Here is an 18,240-nt window from a genome sequence, read left to right on the forward strand (position 1 = left end):
GGGCCGACGGGTTCTTCGGGCATGCGCTGTCTCCTCAGCAGGTGGCGGGCAGCAGGCAGGCGCGCAGCTGCTCCAGGGTGTCGACGAGATGGGTGGGGCCGGCGGCGGCGACGTCATCACGCGAGGCGGCGCCCCAGGTGACGCCGATGGTGGCGACTCCGGCGGCTTGTCCGGCGCGGATGTCGGTGGGGGCATCGCCCACGTAGACGGTGTCCTCGGGGGCGGAGCCGGACAGGTGCATGGCCCGCAGGATGGGGTCGGGAGCGGGCTTGTTGCGGGGCACGTCGCCGTTGCCGATGAGCAGGGGGACGGCGGGCAGGCCGGACACTTCGATGCCGCGGTGGGCGAGGCCGGGGTACTTCGCGGTGACCACGCCGATCTCCACACCCTCCTGTTCGAGGAAGAGCAGGAGGCTGCGGACTCCGCGGAATGCGCGGACCTGGTCGTCGTGCTTGGCGCGGTTGATGCGGCGGTACGTCTCGACGAGCTCTTCGACGCGGTCGGGGGCGATGGGCCGGAAGGTGTCCTCGAGGGTGAGGCCGATCCAGCTGCGGACCTCGTCATCGCTGAACGGCGGGATCCCCGCTTCCGCGAAAGTGGCGTGGAACGATTCGATGATCAGCCCGATGGTGTCGAGGAGGGTGCCGTCGAGGTCGAACAGGACGGTGCTCCAGCGCGGTTCAGCAGGGCTCACGGGAGTCCTTTCGTCGTGGTGCGGGGCCGGGCCGGCAGGGCACCACCGTATCGGGGGCCGACGGGTGCCGGCACGTGCGTCCCGCTGCCCCGACTTTAAATGTCGCTCCCCCTTTCTACGGTGCCGCCATGACTGACACGATGACCTCCCCGCAGATCCTGCTGCAGAACCCGTCCGCGCCCCCGGCCGCTCCGCCGGTCCTTCCGCTGCGCCTGGAGCGCCGCGCCGATGGGCAGTGGGTGGAGGTGTGGCCCGCCGCGTGCGATCAGTGCCGGCGCCCGGGCCGGTGGGCGCGGCCGGGCTGGCACTTCTGTCGGTGCCCGCAGGCCCGGGCGGGCGGGCACCGGCTGCTGCGGTGCAAGTCGTGCCCGCGGGAGATCGTGCTGGGGTGCGCCACGGGTGCTGAGGCCGTGCCGTATCGGCAGCTGCGCTGACAGTTATCCACAGTGGAGCGCTCGCCGATGGACGTCGTCCGGCCCGACCCTAGACTCAGAATCATGGATCCAGACCTCACGCCTTCCCCAGATCAGAGCCACCCGTTCCAGGTCGACCTGCGCGCGGTGGTGGAACTGCTGAGCACGAACATCTACTCCCATCCGAGTGTGTTCGTGCGCGAACTGATCCAGAACGGCCGGGACGCGATCGCGGCTCGTGTCGATGCGGCGCGCGTCGGCGAGACCGACCCGTTCTCCGAGGAGGACGGCCTCATCACGATCACCCCGAGCGGCACGGACAGCCCCGAGCTGACCGTGCATGACAACGGCGCCGGCATGCAGCACGAGGAGATGGCGCAGCTGCTGGCCACCGTCGGCCGGTCCTCGAAGCGGGACCTGCTGGAGGCGCCGCGCCGCGACCGGCTCGGCCAGTTCGGCATCGGCCTGCTGTCCTGCTTCATGGTGTCGGACGAGATCGTGGTGGAGACCCGGCCGGCGCGCGGCGGCTCCGCGTCCCGCTGGGTCGGCCGGACCGACGGCACCTTCACCATCAGCCGCCTCAGCGACTCCGAGGGCGACCAGCTGCCCGTCGGCACCACGGTGCGGCTGAGCCCGCGGGAGGACCGCCGCGACCTCACCCAGTACCGGCAGGTGTGGGAGCTGGCGGTGAGGTTCGCGGAGTTCCTGCCGGTGCGGGTGCGGGTCGATGGCCCGCGCGGCACCGAATCGCAGGTGAACCGCGATGCGATGTTCGACCGCGGCATCGCCGGTGGGCTCAGCGCCGCTGGCCCGGCCGGCGACCCGGTCATGGCGTTCACCGAAACGGACGAGCTCAACCGCCTCATGCAGTACGGCACGGAGCTGCTCGGTGTGCAGCCGCTGGCCGTGATCCCCCTGGAGATCGAGGAAGCAGGCACTCGGGGCACGGCGTTCGTGCTGCCGTTCGCGCCCAGCCCCGGCGCCCGGCAGGCCACCCGCGCCTACCTCGGCGGCATCCTCGTGGGCGACTCGGTGCCGGACCTGCTGCCGGAGTGGGCGTTCTTCACCCGCGTGGTGCTGAACTCCACCGGCCTCACCCCCACCGCGAGCCGCGAAGGGTTCATCCAGAACGCGGCGTTCGCCGCTGTGAAGCGCGGCATCGCCGACCAGCTGCGCGCCTGGGTCGTGGACCTCGCCCAGAACAACCGCCTCGGGCTCACAGCGTTCCTCGAGGTCCATGACCTGCCGCTGCGATCCCTCGCCCAGCATGATGAGGAGCTCGCGCGGATCATCCTGCCGCACCTGACGTTCGAGACCAGCGCCGGGCGGATGCTGCTGAGCGACCTGGTGCGCACCTCGCCGCAGGTCCGCTACGCGGGGTCGATCCAGGAGTTCCGGCAGATGGCGGGCGTGCTGAGCCCGTCGGAGCCGGTGATCAACGCCGGGTACGTCTATGACGAGCAGCTGATGCCGATGATCGAGCGGGTGTTCCCGCACGTCACGGCGCAGCGCCTCGACGTTCGCGACGTGATCGCGCAGCTGGCGGAGGTGATCGGTCCCGAAGCGGAGCAGGCGCGCCACCTGGAGCGGGCGGCGCAGGAGGCGCTGACGGACCTCGACTGCACCGTGCAGGTGCGGACGTTCCACCCTCTGGAGGTGAACGCCCTGTACGTGGTGGACCCGGACATCCTGCGATCGATGGAGCTGCGGCGCCTGGAGGAGGAGACCGACGGGTTCTGGGGCGACCTCATGCGCGACATCTCCCCGCCGGCGGAGTCGGCAGAGCAGATCGCTGCTGAGGACGCCGCCACGCTGGTGCTGAACTGGGCGGCTCCCCTGGTGCGCGTGCTCGCCTCCTCCGAAGACGACGTGGTGGTGTCCCGCACCATCCGGATGCTGTACGTGCAGGCGATGCTCGTGGGACAGAACCCGTTGCGCCGCGCTGACCGGGCCGTGCTGAACGAGTCCCTTTCGGACATGGTGGCGCTGTCCACCAGTGTGCTGCGCTCGGACATCTCCGCGGCCGATTTCACCGACGCCCCGGGGGACGACGATGCTCCCGGCCCCGCATCCGGGCCGACGAAGTAGGCTCAGGACATGCGACCTCTTCAGCAGCAGATCATCGTCGAGATGGGCGTCAAGCCGTCGATCGACCCGGCGCAGGAAGTGCGCGCCCGCGTCGCCTTCCTCAAGGACTACCTGCGCGCCACCGGCGCGAAGGGGTACGTCCTCGGCATCTCCGGCGGCCTCGACTCCACCCTCGCCGGGAAGCTCGCACAGATGGCCGTGGAGTCGCTCGCCGACGACGGCATCGACGCCCGCTTCGTCGCCGTACGCCTCCCCCACGGGGAGCAGTTCGATGAGGACGATGCGCAGAACGCTATGGACTTCATCCACGCCGGTTCCGAATGCACCATCAACATCAAACCGGCGGCGGACGCCCTCAAGGAAGAGTTCGCCCGCGCCACCGGAGAGGAGATCAGCGACTTCAACCACGGCAACGTGAAGGCGCGCCTGCGGATGGTCGCGCAGTACGCACTCGGCGGCCAGGACGGCCTCCTCGTGATCGGCACGGACCATGCGGCGGAGTCCACAGTCGGCTTCTTCACGAAGTTCGGTGACGGCGGCGCGGACATCCTGCCGCTGTACGGACTGAACAAGCGGCAGAACCGCCAGCTGCTGCAGCACCTCGGCGCCCCCGCCGGCCTGTGGAAGAAGGTGCCGACCGCGGACCTGCTGGACGGCAGCCCCGGCCGCACCGACGAGGATGAGCTCGGCATCAGCTACGACGACATCGACGACTATCTCGAAGGCGACACCGTCACGGTGGAGGTCGCGGAGAAGATCGAACAGAAGTACCTCGCTTCGCGGCACAAGCGCACCACGCCCGTGACCATCCACGACACCTGGTGGGCCGCCCAGACGTGACCGATTCCCTCACCGCCCTCCTGCACCGATTCGACACCGAGCCGATGACCGCGAGCGAGCGGTGGGACATCGGCAGGCGCGCCGAACAGCTCGCCGACGAAGCCGGGGACGACCAGCAGCTGTACGCCGTGCGGATGCGGCTCATCGGCCACGCCCGCGAAGTGTCCGACACCGACGCGCAGCTGTCGATGTTCCTGTGGTGCGCGTTCAAGCACGACCAGGACCCGGCGCGCTTCCCCACCCGGCCCGTGCCCGGCAGCCCCGGCATCGACCTGCTGTGGTGGTACAAGTGGCTGATCGACTCCCTGCTGTCCCGGCCGCAGTACTCCCTGGACCAGATCCGCACGTCCCTGTCGATGATGGAGGCCGCATACCGGCGCGACGGGGCGGGTGCCGCCGGTCCGCTGTGGGCGCGCCTGCAGCTCGCCATGGACCACGGCAGCGACGACGACATCCGCACCGCCCTCGCCGCGATCCGCACCACCCCCAGGGACGCCTACTCCCACTGCGACGCGTGCGCGCAGGCCTCCGAAGTGTCGATCCGTCTCAGCCTCGGGGAGACCGACGAAGCGCTGCACGACCTCGAGGCCCTGCTCGCGTCCGAGGACCTGTGCGCGGAGGAACCGGAGGGCATCGCCTCCGAAATGCTGGTGGAGCTGTGCCGCGCCGGGAAGGCGGAGCGCGCCGCCGAACTGCAGGAGATGAGCTACCCGCGGATCATGTCGATGCCGGTGCATCTGCCGCTGCAGGCCCGCCACATGCTGTTCTTCGCCGTCACCGGCAACGTGGGCCGCGCCCACGAGCTGCTGGTGCGGCACCTGCCGAACCTGTTCCACACCGGCGTGTCACCCTCGGGACGGCTCTCCGCGCTGACCCTGCTGCTGCGGGTCGCGCGGCTCCTCCAGCACGCCGGGTACGGGCACCTCGTGCTGCCCGGCACCGATACCCGCGCCGCCCGCAGCATCCTCGCTCTCCCCGCGCCCAGCACCGCCGACCAGAACGACGCGGCACCCGTCGGCCCCCTCACCATCACCCAGTTCGCCGACGCCGCACGCGACCGCGCCCTCCGCCTCGCCGCCCAGTTCGACCGCCGCAGCGGCCACACCCGCAGCACCGACGCCGTCCGCCGCGCCGAGGAGAACCTCGACGAACGCTTCCCCCTCGACCTCGGCGGGCGGGAGGTGCTCGAGGCCGCGCTGCCGCCGCTGCCCAGCGACCAGGACACCGACGGCATCGAACTCGGCCTGGAGCTCTCCTACATCGCCCGCGGCCACGACGACCCGATGCGGATGGACTACCCGCCGCGCATCGTGCTGCGCGAGGAGGCGGACACCGAACGGAAGCTGCGGGCGCTGTCCGTTCTGCTGCAGCATGAGGAGACGCGGGACTTCGAGGAACTGTTCCAGCTGTTCCTGCTGCTGCATGCCGATCTTGAACATGACGAGTTCGCGCTGAAGCAGCGGGAGCACGGCGAGCAGCTGTGGCGGCCCATCGACGCCGCCCCAGCGGGCGACGGCCCGGTGTGGGAGCCGTTCGACCCGGTAGCCGAATGGGCGTCCGCTGCGAGCCCCGAATGGCGCCTCGAAGTGGCACTGCAGCTGGCGCCGCTGGCCGCCCAGTACTGGGAGGAGGTCGCGGAGGACGCCTACGAGGAGGCGGCCCTGCGCGGCGAGGAGGCCCTCGCGGAGCTGACCGCGTGGGAGGAGCGCGGGCTGAATCTGCTCGTGTGGGCGGTGGAGTCGCCCGAATCGCAGTGGGAGAGGATCGCCGACGACCTGCACCGCGCCTTCGCCGAGCAGCTGGCGGATCTTCCGAACCCGGACTGGTACACGGTGATGGCGCTGATCGTGGTGAACGCTCGCCTCTCGTTCGGGGAGCACCGTCTCGCTGATGCGCTGCGGGAGGGCCTGGACCAGTTCCAGTCGGTGACGATGGTGCCGCCGTCCTGCCACTACCTGATGGCGCTGCTGTACCAGGAGTCGGCGCGGGTGGGGAACGCCATCGGGCAGGTCACCGCGATGACCTCGCAGATCCGTGCCGTGGAGGCGGAGATCGATGCCGGGGTCGACCCGGCGGATGCGTCCGTGCTGATGCGATCCCTCGGCATCGACATCGCCGGGTACCCGGAGATCGACCCGTTCGCTGACCTGATGGAGGGCCGGATCACGGCGGCGGTGGAGCATCCGCTGCTGGTGGCGCACCTGTGGATCCGCGCGTCCGCGGTGATCCAATGGCGCCTCCCCGACCCGAGCAGCAGCCGCGCGGGAACAGCCGAGCAGTACCGGATGATGCGGCTCGAGGCCCACAAGGACGCGCTGCGCGCCGCCCGGCTCGGCCTGCTCGCCGTGGAGCGCGCGGAAGCGAGCGGCGCCGCGAAGAGCGACGCGGAACGGGCGTTCATCTCCCGCGCCGACGGGCTCAACGCGATCGCGGCAGCGATCCAGCTCGCCGACGACCGCGGTGACGAACTGCAGCTCGTGCTGCAGGACCTCATCACCTTCTATGACGGCGCACTCGCGGCAGCGGGGACGCAGTCGAACCGGGCGGGGCCGCTCAGTGCGCTGATCCGGTCCGCGCAGGCCGGCGCCCGCACCCTGCCGATGGACCTGGAGACCCCGATCGCGAACGCGCAGCGCGCCCTCGACCTGCTGGAGGACCATCCACAGAACCGGGCCCAGCCGCTCACCTCGCCCGATTCCCATCTCGTCTCGCCCGATTCCCATGCGGCCCTGTCTGCGTGCCTCGCCATCATGCTGCTCGCCATCGGCGCGGCCCCCGAATCCGAGGACCACCTCGACCGTGCCCTCGACCGCGTCACCCCGGGCACGGACGACCAGCCGATTCTGCGCTCCCTCCTGGGCCTGCACGCCTCCCGCATCGCCGAGGACATGCCCGGCACCACCGTCCGCATCGCCACCCGGCTCCTGGAGCAGCAGCCCCCGAGGTGGGAGAACATCGCGGTGCTGGACGCCCTCCTCACCGCAGCGATCCGCCGCACCGACCGCGACCTCGCCCTCGCCGCCGCGGGAGAGATGCTCGACCACGGCAAGGCGCTGAACAGTGCGTCGATCCGCCGCACCGCACACATCCACCGCGCACAACTGCTCGGGGCCCTCACCCGCGAGGGGTGCGACGAGTTCCTCCGCGCCTGGGACGAGGACCCCGCGAAGGACGTCCACCGGTGGCCGCTGCCACTTGCAGACCTGTTCCAGCGCTCGCTGAGGGCCAACGGGATGCACGCGACCGCCGAGGAGATCTTCGGCAGCGCCTGACCGGCGCGGCTTCCCCGCGGCGGTCAGGGCCGAAGGCTGGGACGGAGCCGATCAGGTCCCGCAGAAGGTGCGGAAGCCGGCGCCGTCCTGCGGCCCCGGCGTCGACAGATGCTCCAGGCCCGGCAGCGACTCGAACGGTGAGGCCAGTGCCCGCAGCAGGTCCTCCAGCTGCGACTGATCCCCCGTCTCCGCGGCGTTCAGAGCCCGCTGCAGGTGCCCGTTGCGCGCGATCACCACCGGATTCACCTGATCCGCCAGCGACCCGTCCACGTCCAGGCCGCTTCTGTCCGCGAACTGCTGCAGCTCCTCGCGGCGCTGAGAATCCGTGCGATGGAAGCGCCGGAAGAACACCGTGAAGTCCTCGCCCTGCTCCTCCATCTGCCGCAGGGTCTGGTCCACGAACTCAGCAACCGGCTCGAGCAGGTCCCCGTCGGCCTCCACCGGCAGGCGCAGCCCCAGCTTCGCCGCGAACAGTCGCGTGCGCTGCTGCTGGAACCGGTCCGCATACTCGCCGAGCACGGCCGTGGCGGCCTCGACGGCCGCATTCGGGTCCTCATCGATCAGCGGCAGCAGGCACTCACCGAGCCGCGCCAGGTTCCACTGCCCGATCGCCGGCTGGTTGCCGTACGCGTACCGCCCCTGGTGGTCGATCGAACTGAACACAGCGCCGGCGCGATAGTCATCGAGGAACGCGCACGGCCCGAAGTCGATCGACTGACCCGACAGCGTCATGTTGTCCGTGTTCATCACCCCGTGGATGAACCCCACCGACATCCACTGCGCAATGAGATCCGCCTGCGCGATGGCCACCGACCGCAGCAGCTCCAGGTGAAGGCTCGTGCCGCGCTCCTCAGCGCGATCGCGGGCCGACGGGTGATGCGCGTCGATCGCCCACTCGCTGAGCCGCCGGAGCAGGCCGTCGTCCTGCGACTGGGCGGCGAGCTGCATCGTCCCCACCCGCAGGTGGCTCGCCGCAGTGCGCACCAGCAGGCCACCGGGCTGCGGCCGCTCCCGCATGACCGTCTCCCCGGTGCGCAGCACCGCGAGCGCCCGGGACGTCGGGATCCCGAGGTGGTGCAGCGCCTCCCCGATCACGTATTCGCGCAGCATCGGGCCGAGCGGACCGCGGCCGTCACCGCCGCGGGAGAACGGGGTGGGGCCGGAGCCCTTCAGGTGGATGTCCAGCCGCGCCGGGCAGAGGGCCGACGGGTGCTGGGCGGTGGCCGGTGCCCGGCCAGCCGCGGGGACACTGCCGAGCAGGAGGGCGCGGCCGTCGCCGAGGAGGGGCGAGAACTGGCCGAACTGGTGCCCGGAGTACGCCTGGGCAACGGGCCCGAACGAGTCGGACTCCTCCAGCGGGCCCTGCCCGGTGAGGAAGCGGATCCCGTCAGTGGAGCGCAGGTGTTCCGGTCCGAGCCCCAGATCCGCAGCGAGTTCGTCGTTGAGCCGGGCGATGGCCGGCTGCGGTGGCTTCAGCGCCGCATGCGGGACGCTGAGCTCGGGGAAAGCGCGGGCGAAGTCCTGGTCGATGTCCACGGCCCCAGGGTACGGGCCGGCCGCGGACGCAGCACATCTTCCTGACCAGTCAGTCAGACAGTGATGATTTGGGCGCCGAAAACACTGTCAAGCAACCACAGATATTCACCAAAGAGAACACCTGATGAACTCTGCGGATTCGCATGTTGTTTCGCAGCGCCACAATCTGCGCAATTGCACAACAGTGTCATTGATTCGAGGATTAGCTCGGAATAACACCGATATGTCAACAGCACCCGTCGGTCGGCCCTCAATCGGGGTTACCAGCGGTAACTTCTGGGCGGAGCTGCAAGTTCTTGCACTCATCGCCCGAAAGCCCGGCGAATCGGACATAGCAGTCCCTGGCCAGGTCAGCGGACTGCTGGCTACCGTCGTTGCTCGGTCCACAGCTCGGATCCCCTCTCTTCCGGTTCGAGCCGCGGACCTCACCCTCCACCGACGACTCAAAGGATCAGCAATGTCCCTGACCACGAATCTGACGAAGAAGGCCCTGCTCACCCTCGGGGCCGGCGCCCTCGTCGCCTCCATGGCGGCATCGCCCGCCACCGCCGGCACCACGGTCGACGACCGCCCCGAGACCCCCGAGAACAACAAGAGCCTGCCGATCGTCCACACCACCAACGGCAGCGACAAGCTGAAGGCCAACGCCCTCAACCCGCACCCCGTGTGCAACGCCTGGGAGGACAAGCGCACCGTCGTCTACGAGGTGAAGGACTCGTTCCTGCCCGTCGGCACCATCTCCACCAAGAACGAGACGGACCACACCATCCCGCTGACGCAGAACACCTCGAAGTCGCAGACCATCTCCATCTCGGTCAACGGCTCCCGCACCGAGTCCCTGGACGTCAACGCCGGCGGCACCAAGAGCGGCGAGAACGGCTCCACCCAGGCCGGCATCGCCTACTCCCTCGCCACCACCATCGGCGGCGACGCCTCCTACTCCCTGTCCTGGGAGGTCGGCCAGCAGATCGGCCCGTACGACGTTCCCGCAGGCCACACCGGCGAGGCGACCTACGGCTTCCGCGCCATCAACATGAAGGGCACGCAGCAGTACTGCAAGCTCGACGGCACCTGGTCCACCCCGACCGCATGGCGCGCCTTCACCCCGATCAAGAACGAGGTCCGCGTGAAGAACTACGCGAACCCCGCCGACTCCTACTGATCCCCCCTTCTCATCCTTCCCGGCTGGGGCCCGCACACCTCAGCGGGCCCAGCCCCCGACTCTGGAGCAGCACAATGACCACCTTCACTCGTCGCACCGCCCTGACCTCCCTCATCGCCCTGGGTGCGTCGGCATCCGTCGGCACCGCCGCTATGGCGGCCGACGCCGCCCCCGCACAGGCCGAGCTCGACCTCCGTCCGTTCTTCACCGTGTCCTCCGCCAAGGCCCCCGGCTACGCCGGCCTGGTGGCGCTGCGCGTGGAGAACGTCGGCTCCAAGCACTACTACGCGAACTTCCCGATCGTGTCCTTCCGCATCGACGTCCACACCGAGAAGGGCCCGGAGGGCGTGGACCGCGTCATCACCCCGGGCTGGTTCAACGGCGCCTACACCCGCGACCTCGGCTTCGATAAGGAGACCTCCACCCGCAGCTTCCTCGTCACGCTGTCCAACCCGGTCAACAAGGGCGAGAAGCAGCTGATCGCCAACCTGAACTTCGGTGACGGCAACACCCGCGAGGGCCGCCTGTTCAACTCGGTCACCGTCACCCAGGTGGGCCGCGCCAAGGGCGATGTCTCCGAGGCGAACGACCAGAAGATCAGCTCGAAGCAGCACACCCTCACCGACACCGGCAAGAAGCACCCGGGCGTCTTCTGATCCCGCCTGCCGGCGGAGTCCGTCGGCTCGAATCCGTCGGCCTGATCCTGCCGACCCCGCCGGCCCGTGGATGATCTCCGCGGGCCGGCTCTTCTCTGCCCGCCACCGCTCCGGCCGCCCCTGCTCCGGCCGCCGGTCTCCGCCCGCCACCGCTCGGCCCCTCGCTTCAATTGCGTGCGTTTCAGCGCTCTTGATCCGGATTGAGCGCGCTGAAACGCACGGAACTCACCGGAGCGCGGCGCATACCGGCCCCATGAGCCCTGCCGCGCCGACGACCCTGCCCACCGCCCACATCCAGGGACTGCGCGTCATCGCGCACGGCCTCACCCGTCTCCGCGAGGACGCCGCCGCCCACATGCTCGCCACGCAGGCGCAGCTGTACGACTCCGGGGTGCGCGGCCTGCAGGTCCGCTCCACCATCCCCATCGCCGAGGAGATCGCTGCCGGGCGGATCGTGCGCACCTGGTCGCAGCGCGGCACCCATCACCTGCTCGCCGCCGAGGACGCCACCTGGATGATGCGGCTGTGCGCCCCGCGCGCATGCTGATGCACCGCGACGCGGCGGAGCTGCTCGAGAGCGACGACTGGCCGGCCCTCCTGGAGGAGGCGCTGGGTGCGCAGGTGGACCTGCCGGCGTTCGATGAGTTCCTCATCGGCTACAAGGACCGCGCCCGGTTCGTGCCGGCACGCCTCGCCGGGAGCGTGGGACCCGGCATCAACGGCATGTGCTACCCCTTCACGATCCGCGGCGGCATGGTGGTGAACGGCGCCGGGCCTGCAAAAGCGGCCGCACGGAAGCGATGACGAACCCCCGTTAACCTTCCGTTCACCATTGCTGTGATGTTGCCTTGCGGTAGGTCTCGATAACATCTCGGCCCTGCAACAGACGTTCATGGAGCGTTAGCCTGCAAGTGGCCTTTTGTTCGCATATCGTTCCCACGAATCTGGTGTGTCAATGTCTCCCACTTCCACTCCGGCGCCTGACGTCACGGAGAACCAGGGCTTCCTCGGTGCCGACCGCTGGTGGCATCTCGCCTTCGGCTCGCTCATGGCCGTCACCCTCATCGTCTTCACGCTGTGGACCCGCGGGCACCTGCCCAACGGCCAGTTCGGCATCCTCATCGTCGTGGCGATCCTGCTGGGTCTGTTCATGGCGTTCAACATCGGCGGCAATGACGTCGCCAACTCGTTCGGCACCTCGGTGGGCGCCGGCACACTGACCATGAAGCAGGCGCTGCTGATCGCCGCCGTCTTCGAGGTCTCCGGTGCGCTCCTCGCCGGCGGTGAGGTCACCGACACCGTGAAGAGCGGCATCGTGGACATCGGCCCGATCTCCGCAGACCCGATGCAGTTCGTGTACATCATGATGGCGGCCCTGTTCGGCGCCGCCGTGTGGCTGCTGGTCGCCACGAAGTTCGGCCTGCCCGTGTCCACCACGCATTCGATCATCGGCGCCATCGTGGGTGCGTCCCTCGTGGTCGGCTACTCCACCCATTCGGGCGGACTGTCGATGGTGCAGTGGGACCAGATCGTGCAGATCGCGGTGAGCTGGGTGCTGTCGCCGGTGCTGGGCGGCATTGTCGCCTACGCCCTGTTCTGGTTCATCCGCCGCTACATCCTTCTGTACAACCGCAAGGCCACCCGCCGCCTCGCCGCCGTCAAGGAGCAGATGCTCGAGAGCGGCGATGAGGAAGAGGTGGACCGCATCACCTCGCTGCAGGCCCTCGCCTACTCCAACCGCCCAATGAGCGCCCGTGAACGCGCCCAGCTGGCGATCGATGAGGACGTCGACCTCGACGCTGAGGAGGCGGAGCATCAGTTCTACCGCACGATGCGCAAACTGGACCGCAAGGTCGATGACATCCGCAGCCACCGCGCCCTCACCTTCTGGGTGCCGCTGCTGGGCGCGTTCGGCGCCGTCATGATCACGGCGATGCTGCTGTTCAAGGGGCTGAAGAACACCGGGTTCGAACCGACCACCACCCAGGCCGTCGTCGGCCTGGCCATGGTCGCTGTGATCGCGTGGATGTCCCTGTTCATGTTCGCGAACAGCCTGCAGACCCGCTCCCTGTCCCGAGCCACGTTCATCCTGTTCGCCTGGATGCAGGTGTTCACCGCGAGCGCGTTCGCGTTCTCGCACGGCTCCAACGACATCGCCAACGCCATCGGCCCGTTCGCCGCGGTGCTGGACGTCCTCGCCACCGGTGAGGTGGGCGAGGAGGCCATGATCCCGCTGCCGGTGCTGGTCGCGTTCGGCATCGCGCTCGTGGCGGGCCTGTGGTTCATCGGCCGCAACGTCATCCAGACCGTGGGGTCGGGCCTGACGAAGATGCACCCGTCCTCCGGCTTCGCTGCTGAGCTCGCCGCTGCAACCGTGGTGATGGGCGCCTCGCAGCTGGGCCTGCCGGTGTCCTCCACGCACATCCTCATCGGTGCCGTGCTCGGTGTGGGCATGGTGAACCGGGCCGCGAACTGGCGCATGATGCGCCCGATCGCGCTCGCGTGGATCGTGACGCTGCCGGTCGCCGCGGTGCTCGGCGCAATCGCCGTGACGGCGTTCCGCACCGTGTTCTGATCCGTTGCGCGGGCGCGGGGCCCTAGGCTGCCGATATGCAGGAACCTTCGGCCCCCACGGGCGGCTCACCAGCCGCCTCCTCCCCACGCCCAGCACCCGCCCTCACCCCGGGGCTCTACGAGCGCGTAGAGACCGTCGGCCTCCTCCACCTCATCCAGGAGGCCCGCGATGCCGGCCTGCGCGTCGAGGAGCCCGCTGCCGTGGACGCCGCGGACGCCGCCCATGTGCTGACCGTGGAAGTAGCGGAGCGTCTGCGCCGCGTCCTCGACCAGATGAAGGACACCAGCGACCAGATCGACCTCGCCAACCGCATCCTCGACCTGCTCGATGCCGCCGCCCCTGCCCGCGACAGCGCCCCCGCCTCCACGATCATGCCGGGGCCGCGCCTGCTGCGCAGCATCGCCGACCCGCTCGTCGCCGCACCGCCGCACCCGGAGATCCCGCTGCGGGACGCCGCCCTGCTCACCAACGCGAAGCACGATCCGAGCCTGTCCAGTCAGCTGCTCAAGGAGATCGACAGCGCCGACCGCATCGACCTGCTGTGCGCCTTCGTCAAGCACTCGGGGCTGCGGATCCTGCACGCGAGCCTGAAGCGAGCCCGAGAGCGCGGCATCCCGATCCGGGTTCTGACCACCACCTATATGGGCGCCACGGACGCCACCGCGGTGCAGCGGCTGGCTCAGGAGTACGGCGCGCAGGTGAAGGTCTCGTACACGGCGGACACCACGCGGCTGCATGCGAAGGCGTGGATGTTCCACCGCCGCACCGGGTTCAGCACCGCGTATGTGGGGTCGTCGAACCTGTCCTCGGCGGCGCTGGTGGACGGCTTGGAGTGGAACGTGCGGCTGTCCAGCACGGCGACTCCGCGGCTGCTGGAGAAGTTCGACTCCGCGTTCTCCACGTATTGGGAGTCCGACGAGTTCGTCCCGTTCGATCCGGCGCGGGACCTGGACCTGCTGACGTCCGAGATCGCGCGGCAGTCGGTCCGCAGCGCGCCGGCGCCGCGGCCCCGCGAGGATCTGGCGATCACCACCGCGCACGTGGATGTGCGCCCGTACCCGCATCAAGCGCGGATGCTGGAGCATCTGGAGGCGGAGCGCACCCTGCATGACCGGCACCGGAACCTGGTGGTGGCGGCGACCGGCACCGGCAAGACGATCCTGGCCGCGCTCGACTACCTGCGGCTCTGCCCACCGAGTGGGCCGCGGCCCACCCTGCTGTTCGTGGCGCACCGGCAGGAGATCATCGAGCAGGCGCGCCGCACGTACCGCACGGTGCTGAAGGACGACACGTTCGGGGAGGTCCTGGTGGGCGGGCAGCGGCCGCAGCGGTGGCGGCACGTGTTCGCGTCGATCCAGAGCCTGTCGAAGGCGCGTCTGCTGGACGAGGTGGACCCGTCGGCCTTCCAGGTGGTGGTGGTGGACGAGTTCCACCACGCCAGCGCCTCCTCGTACCGCCGCGTCCTCGAGCACCTGCGGCCGGAGGAGCTGCTGGCGTTGACGGCCACACCGGAGCGGGCCGACGGGGTCAGCGTCGCCGCCGAGTTCTTCGACGGCCGGATCGCGAGCGAGCTGCGGCTGTGGGACGCGCTGGAAGAGGACCTGTTGGTCCCGTTCCACTACTTCGGGGTGGCCGACGGGACCGACCTGACGCAGGTGCGCTTCGCCCGCGGCCGGTACGACGAACAGCAGCTCGCGCAGATCCTCGCCCACAACCGGGACCGCGCGGCGCGGGTGATCGAGGCGCTGCGCACCACGGTGACCGATGTGGCCGGGATGCGGGCGCTCGGGTTCTGTGTGAGCGTGGCGCATGCGCAGTTCATGGCCGAGGTGTTCACCGAGGCGGGGATCGCGTCGGTGGCGCTGTCGGGTGAGTCGCCGCAGGAGGTGCGCCGGGATGCGCTGACGGCTCTGCGGGCGGGGGATCTGCGGTGCATCTTCGCGGTTGACCTGTTCAATGAGGGCCTGGACATTCCTCAGATCGACACGATCCTGATGCTGCGGCCCACGCAGTCGGCGACGATCTTCCTGCAGCAGCTGGGGCGCGGTCTGCGCCGCAGTCACGGCAAGGCGCTGCTGACGGTGCTGGACTTCATCGGTGAGCAGAACCGGTCGTTCCGCTTCGATCTGAAGTTCCGGGCGCTGACGGGCACGAGCCGGCGCCGCCTCGAGGACCAGGTGCGCAAGGGCTTCCCGTTCCTGGCGCCGGGGTGCGAGATCGTGCTGGATGAGACGGCGCAGGACATCGTGGTGCAGTCGATCCGCACCCAGATGGAGATGACCACGCGGGAGCTGGTGGCGGATGTGCGCTCTCACGCCGGTGTGGCGGCCGACGGGTCCGTGGGAGAGCTGACGCTGCGGGCGTACCTGGAGGAGGCGGATCGGACGCTCGAGGACGTGTACGGGGCGCGGGCGTCGACGCGCACCTATCAGGGGTCGAAGCGGTCGACGTCGTGGCGGAGCGTGTCGGATTGGGCGTTCGGCACGGACCTGATCCGGTTGCCGAGCGCGGAGGAGGAACGGCTGCTGCAGCGGGCGCGGGCGTTCACGGCGGTGGATGACCCGGTCCGGCTGCGCCTCTACCGCGACCTGCTGCTGAACCGGGTGGACCTCGCCGCAGCTGATGCGCCCACGAAGCTGGCGGCGGCGATGCTGGTGTTCTCGTTCTTCCCGGGCGGTTTCACCCGTCCTGATGGGGAGGCGTTCACCGGGTCGGATGGATCGACCGATTCGGTTCAGGCGCGGGAGGCGGCGGTCGCTGCCGGCGTGGAGCACCTGCGGTCTCTGCCGGCAGTGGTGGGTGAGCTGCTGCAGATCTTCGAGGTGCGTGCTGAGCAGATGGACACGGTGCCGCGAGCGCTGGAGGGCCGTTTGGGGGCGGTGTCGCCGCTGTGCACGCACGCCGCCTACACCCGCGAGGAGCTCCTGGCGGGGCTCGGGGTGGGGACGCTCGATGCGGAGAAGCCCGGGTCGATCCGTGAGGGCGTGAAGTACGTGCGGGCCTTGAACACGGACATCCTGCTGATCACGCTGAAGAAGTCGGAGGCGGACTTCTCCCCGTCCACTCTGTACCGCGACTATGCGCTGAACCAGCAGGAGATGCATTGGGAGTCGCAGTCGCTGACGGGGGCGGACAGCCCCACCGGCCGGCGGTACGCCGACGGGTCCTCGACCGTGGTCCTGTTCGTGCGTGAGACGAAGACGGGGGACATCGGAACGGAGCCGTACACCTGTCTCGGCACGGCGACGTGCGTCTCGGCCACTGGGTCGAAGCCGATGCAGATCCAGTGGCGCCTGGATCGGGCGATGCCGGGCGACCTGTTCCTCGCCGCGAAGGCCGTGGCGTAGGGCGTGCCCGCGTCCAGCTCGCCCGATTCGCTCGCCCCCGCCTCACCGTCGCCGTGAAGGCGAACGCGCTGAGTGTGGGGCTGTTCGCGTTCTGACCGGGCTACGGTGGGTCTATGCCGCGCCCCGCTCGCCCCAGCCCCGCCTTCTCCCCAGCGCGCCTGCTCACCGGCCTCGCCCTGATCGCTGCGGCTCTCCTGGTGGGCCTGCTCACCCGCACCAGTGCACTCACTGCCGCGGACCAGACGCTGTCCACGGCCGCGATCGACGCCCGCACTTCGGCCCTCACGGGGATCGCGCAGCTGTTCACGCCGCTGGCGAGCCCGCTCGGCAGTGTGGCCCTCGCCGCGGTCGCGGTGATCGCCCTGGTCGCGGCCACGAGGCGCTGGTGGTCCGGCCTGCTGGTCATCGCGTCCACGTCCGGCGCGGGGGTCCTCACGGACTGGTTGAAGGAGGTCTCCGGTCGGGAGCGGCCACCGGAGACCCTTCGCCTGGTGCACGAGACGAGCCCGGCGTTCCCGTCGGGTCATTCCACGGGCGCGGCGTCGCTGGTCACGGCGATCGTCCTTGTTCTCGTCCTGTGCGGCGCCGTCCGGACCAGACGCGCCCGCGCAGCCCTCATCGCCGCAGCGGCGGCGTGGGTGGTGACAACGGCGCTGATCCGCATCTACCTGGGGGTTCATTGGCCGTCGGACACCGTCGGCGGGGTACTGGTGGGCGCCGGGGCGGCGATCGCGCTCAGCTCCTGGTAGCCGTCCGAGAAGATCGTCGCGGAACCAGGCCAGCGCGAGCACCCGTCGGCCCCCTGAGCGCCGCTCGCCCGAGAGGGTCAGCCGAGAGCGATGCGGTGCGCGACCTTCAGCACCAGCTTCTTCGGCGCCCGCGGGATGATCACCTTCGCCAGCACGGTGTTCGCGAACCCGTCGATGAAGCTGGGGGCGCTGCCCTCGAGCTTCTTCAGCGTGGTGTCCACGAGATGGTCGGGGCTCTGCATCGGCAGGGCGAGCCCGGTCGCCTCCGCGTTGTCGAAGAACTCGGTGTTCATCGGGCCGGGGCAGGCGGCGAGCACGCGGATGCCGTGCTTCTTCTCCTCGTACCAGAGCGCTTCGCTGAACGACAGCACGAGCGACTTCGACGCCGCGTAGACCGCCATATCGGGGATCGGCTGGTACGCGCCGGTGGAGGCGATGTTGATGATGGTGCCGCGGCCGCGCTCCCGCATCGCCGGCAGCACGCGGGCGGCGAGGCCGACGGGGGTGACGCAGTTGAGCTGCACCTGCTTCTCCAGCGTGCCCGGGGTGGAGTCCTTGACTGGGCGGATGGTGGCGAACCCGGCGTTGTTGACGAGGACATCGACCTCGAGGCCGCGGCGTTCGATCTCGGTCATGAGCGCCTCGGGGGCGCCTTCGCGGGCGAGGTCCTGGCCGATGACCTGGACGTCGATGCCGTAGCCGCTCGAAAGGCGGGTGGCGAGGGCTTCAAGGCGGTCGGTGCGGCGGGCCACGAGGATGAGGTCGTGGCCACGGCGCGCGAAGCGGTCCGCGAAGATGGTGCCGAGGCCGGATGAGGCGCCGGTGATGAGGGTGTGCACGATGGGGCTCCTTGGGCCGCGGGGTCGGCGAGCGGTGGGGCGCGCCGACGGGTTCGGTCTCGCTGGTGC

At 69.7% G+C, this 18,240-nt stretch carries 14 protein-coding genes; 11 read left to right on the top strand and 3 right to left on the bottom strand.

Annotated elements, in window-relative coordinates:
• Positions 1–34: 34 nt before the first annotated feature.
• A complete protein-coding gene (locus tag MHY20_RS09240; RefSeq protein WP_183377182.1) occupies positions 35–694 on the bottom strand; it encodes an HAD-IA family hydrolase in 660 nt (219 codons plus the stop codon).
• Positions 695–822: 128 nt separating this feature from the next.
• Here MHY20_RS09240 and MHY20_RS09245 point away from each other — a divergent pair, with 128 nt between their 5' ends.
• From MHY20_RS09245 to MHY20_RS09260, 4 genes are all read left to right on the top strand, one after another.
• Positions 823–1,128, top strand: a complete 306-nt coding sequence (locus MHY20_RS09245; RefSeq protein WP_183377183.1) for a hypothetical protein — start codon at positions 823–825, stop codon at positions 1,126–1,128.
• 63 nt (positions 1,129–1,191) lie between these two features.
• Positions 1,192–3,195, top strand: coding sequence for an HSP90 family protein (locus tag MHY20_RS09250; protein WP_239376349.1), 2,004 nt, complete (start codon positions 1,192–1,194; stop codon positions 3,193–3,195).
• Between the two features lie 9 nt (positions 3,196–3,204).
• The gene (nadE, locus tag MHY20_RS09255) at positions 3,205–4,035 is read left to right on the top strand and encodes an ammonia-dependent NAD(+) synthetase (RefSeq protein ID WP_239376351.1); all 831 of its coding nucleotides are present in this window, start codon (positions 3,205–3,207) and stop codon (positions 4,033–4,035) included.
• Positions 4,032–7,307, top strand: coding sequence for a hypothetical protein (locus tag MHY20_RS09260; protein WP_239376353.1), 3,276 nt, complete (start codon positions 4,032–4,034; stop codon positions 7,305–7,307). The genes nadE and MHY20_RS09260 overlap by 4 nt, the downstream gene beginning before the upstream one ends.
• A gap of 51 nt (positions 7,308–7,358) precedes the next feature.
• Here MHY20_RS09260 and MHY20_RS09265 read toward each other — a convergent pair whose 3' ends face one another.
• Positions 7,359–8,843: a protein adenylyltransferase SelO family protein gene (locus MHY20_RS09265; RefSeq protein ID WP_239376355.1), complete on the bottom strand. Its 1,485-nt coding sequence runs from the start codon at positions 8,841–8,843 to the stop codon at positions 7,359–7,361.
• Positions 8,844–9,300: 457 nt separating this feature from the next.
• Between MHY20_RS09265 and MHY20_RS09270 the strand changes: the two genes are divergently transcribed.
• The 7 genes from MHY20_RS09270 (at position 9,301) to MHY20_RS09300 (ending at position 17,332) form a co-directional block, all read left to right on the top strand.
• Entirely contained in the window at positions 9,301–10,005 is a 705-nt protein-coding gene (locus tag MHY20_RS09270; protein ID WP_239376357.1) for a hypothetical protein, read from the top strand.
• 74 nt (positions 10,006–10,079) lie between these two features.
• Positions 10,080–10,661, top strand: coding sequence for a hypothetical protein (locus MHY20_RS09275; RefSeq protein ID WP_239376358.1), 582 nt, complete (start codon positions 10,080–10,082; stop codon positions 10,659–10,661).
• A 253-nt stretch (positions 10,662–10,914) separates the two neighbouring features.
• Positions 10,915–11,208: a crosslink repair DNA glycosylase YcaQ family protein gene (locus MHY20_RS09280; RefSeq protein ID WP_239376359.1), complete on the top strand. Its 294-nt coding sequence runs from the start codon at positions 10,915–10,917 to the stop codon at positions 11,206–11,208.
• The gene (locus tag MHY20_RS09285) at positions 11,187–11,465 is read left to right on the top strand and encodes a hypothetical protein (RefSeq protein ID WP_239376360.1); all 279 of its coding nucleotides are present in this window, start codon (positions 11,187–11,189) and stop codon (positions 11,463–11,465) included. The genes MHY20_RS09280 and MHY20_RS09285 overlap by 22 nt, the downstream gene beginning before the upstream one ends.
• A 151-nt stretch (positions 11,466–11,616) precedes the next feature.
• Entirely contained in the window at positions 11,617–13,236 is a 1,620-nt protein-coding gene (locus tag MHY20_RS09290; RefSeq protein ID WP_239376361.1) for an inorganic phosphate transporter, read from the top strand.
• Between the two features lie 35 nt (positions 13,237–13,271).
• On the top strand, positions 13,272–16,583 hold the full coding sequence (locus tag MHY20_RS09295) for a DEAD/DEAH box helicase (RefSeq protein WP_239376362.1): 3,312 nt from the start codon (positions 13,272–13,274) through the stop codon (positions 16,581–16,583).
• Between the two features lie 113 nt (positions 16,584–16,696).
• Positions 16,697–17,332 carry a phosphatase PAP2 family protein gene (locus MHY20_RS09300; protein ID WP_239376363.1) on the top strand — a complete coding sequence of 212 codons (636 nt, stop codon included), beginning with the start codon at positions 16,697–16,699 and terminating at the stop codon, positions 17,330–17,332.
• Positions 17,333–17,409: 77 nt separating this feature from the next.
• On the opposite strand, the gene MHY20_RS09305 is transcribed toward MHY20_RS09300, so the two are convergent.
• Complete coding sequence (locus MHY20_RS09305) at positions 17,410–18,171, bottom strand: SDR family oxidoreductase (protein WP_239376364.1); 762 nt, start codon at positions 18,169–18,171, stop codon at positions 17,410–17,412.
• Positions 18,172–18,240 lie beyond the last annotated feature (69 nt).

Origin of the sequence: Helcobacillus sp. ACRRO, assembly GCF_022347125.1 — a bacterium.
Taxonomy (GTDB): domain Bacteria; phylum Actinomycetota; class Actinomycetes; order Actinomycetales; family Dermabacteraceae; genus Helcobacillus; species Helcobacillus massiliensis.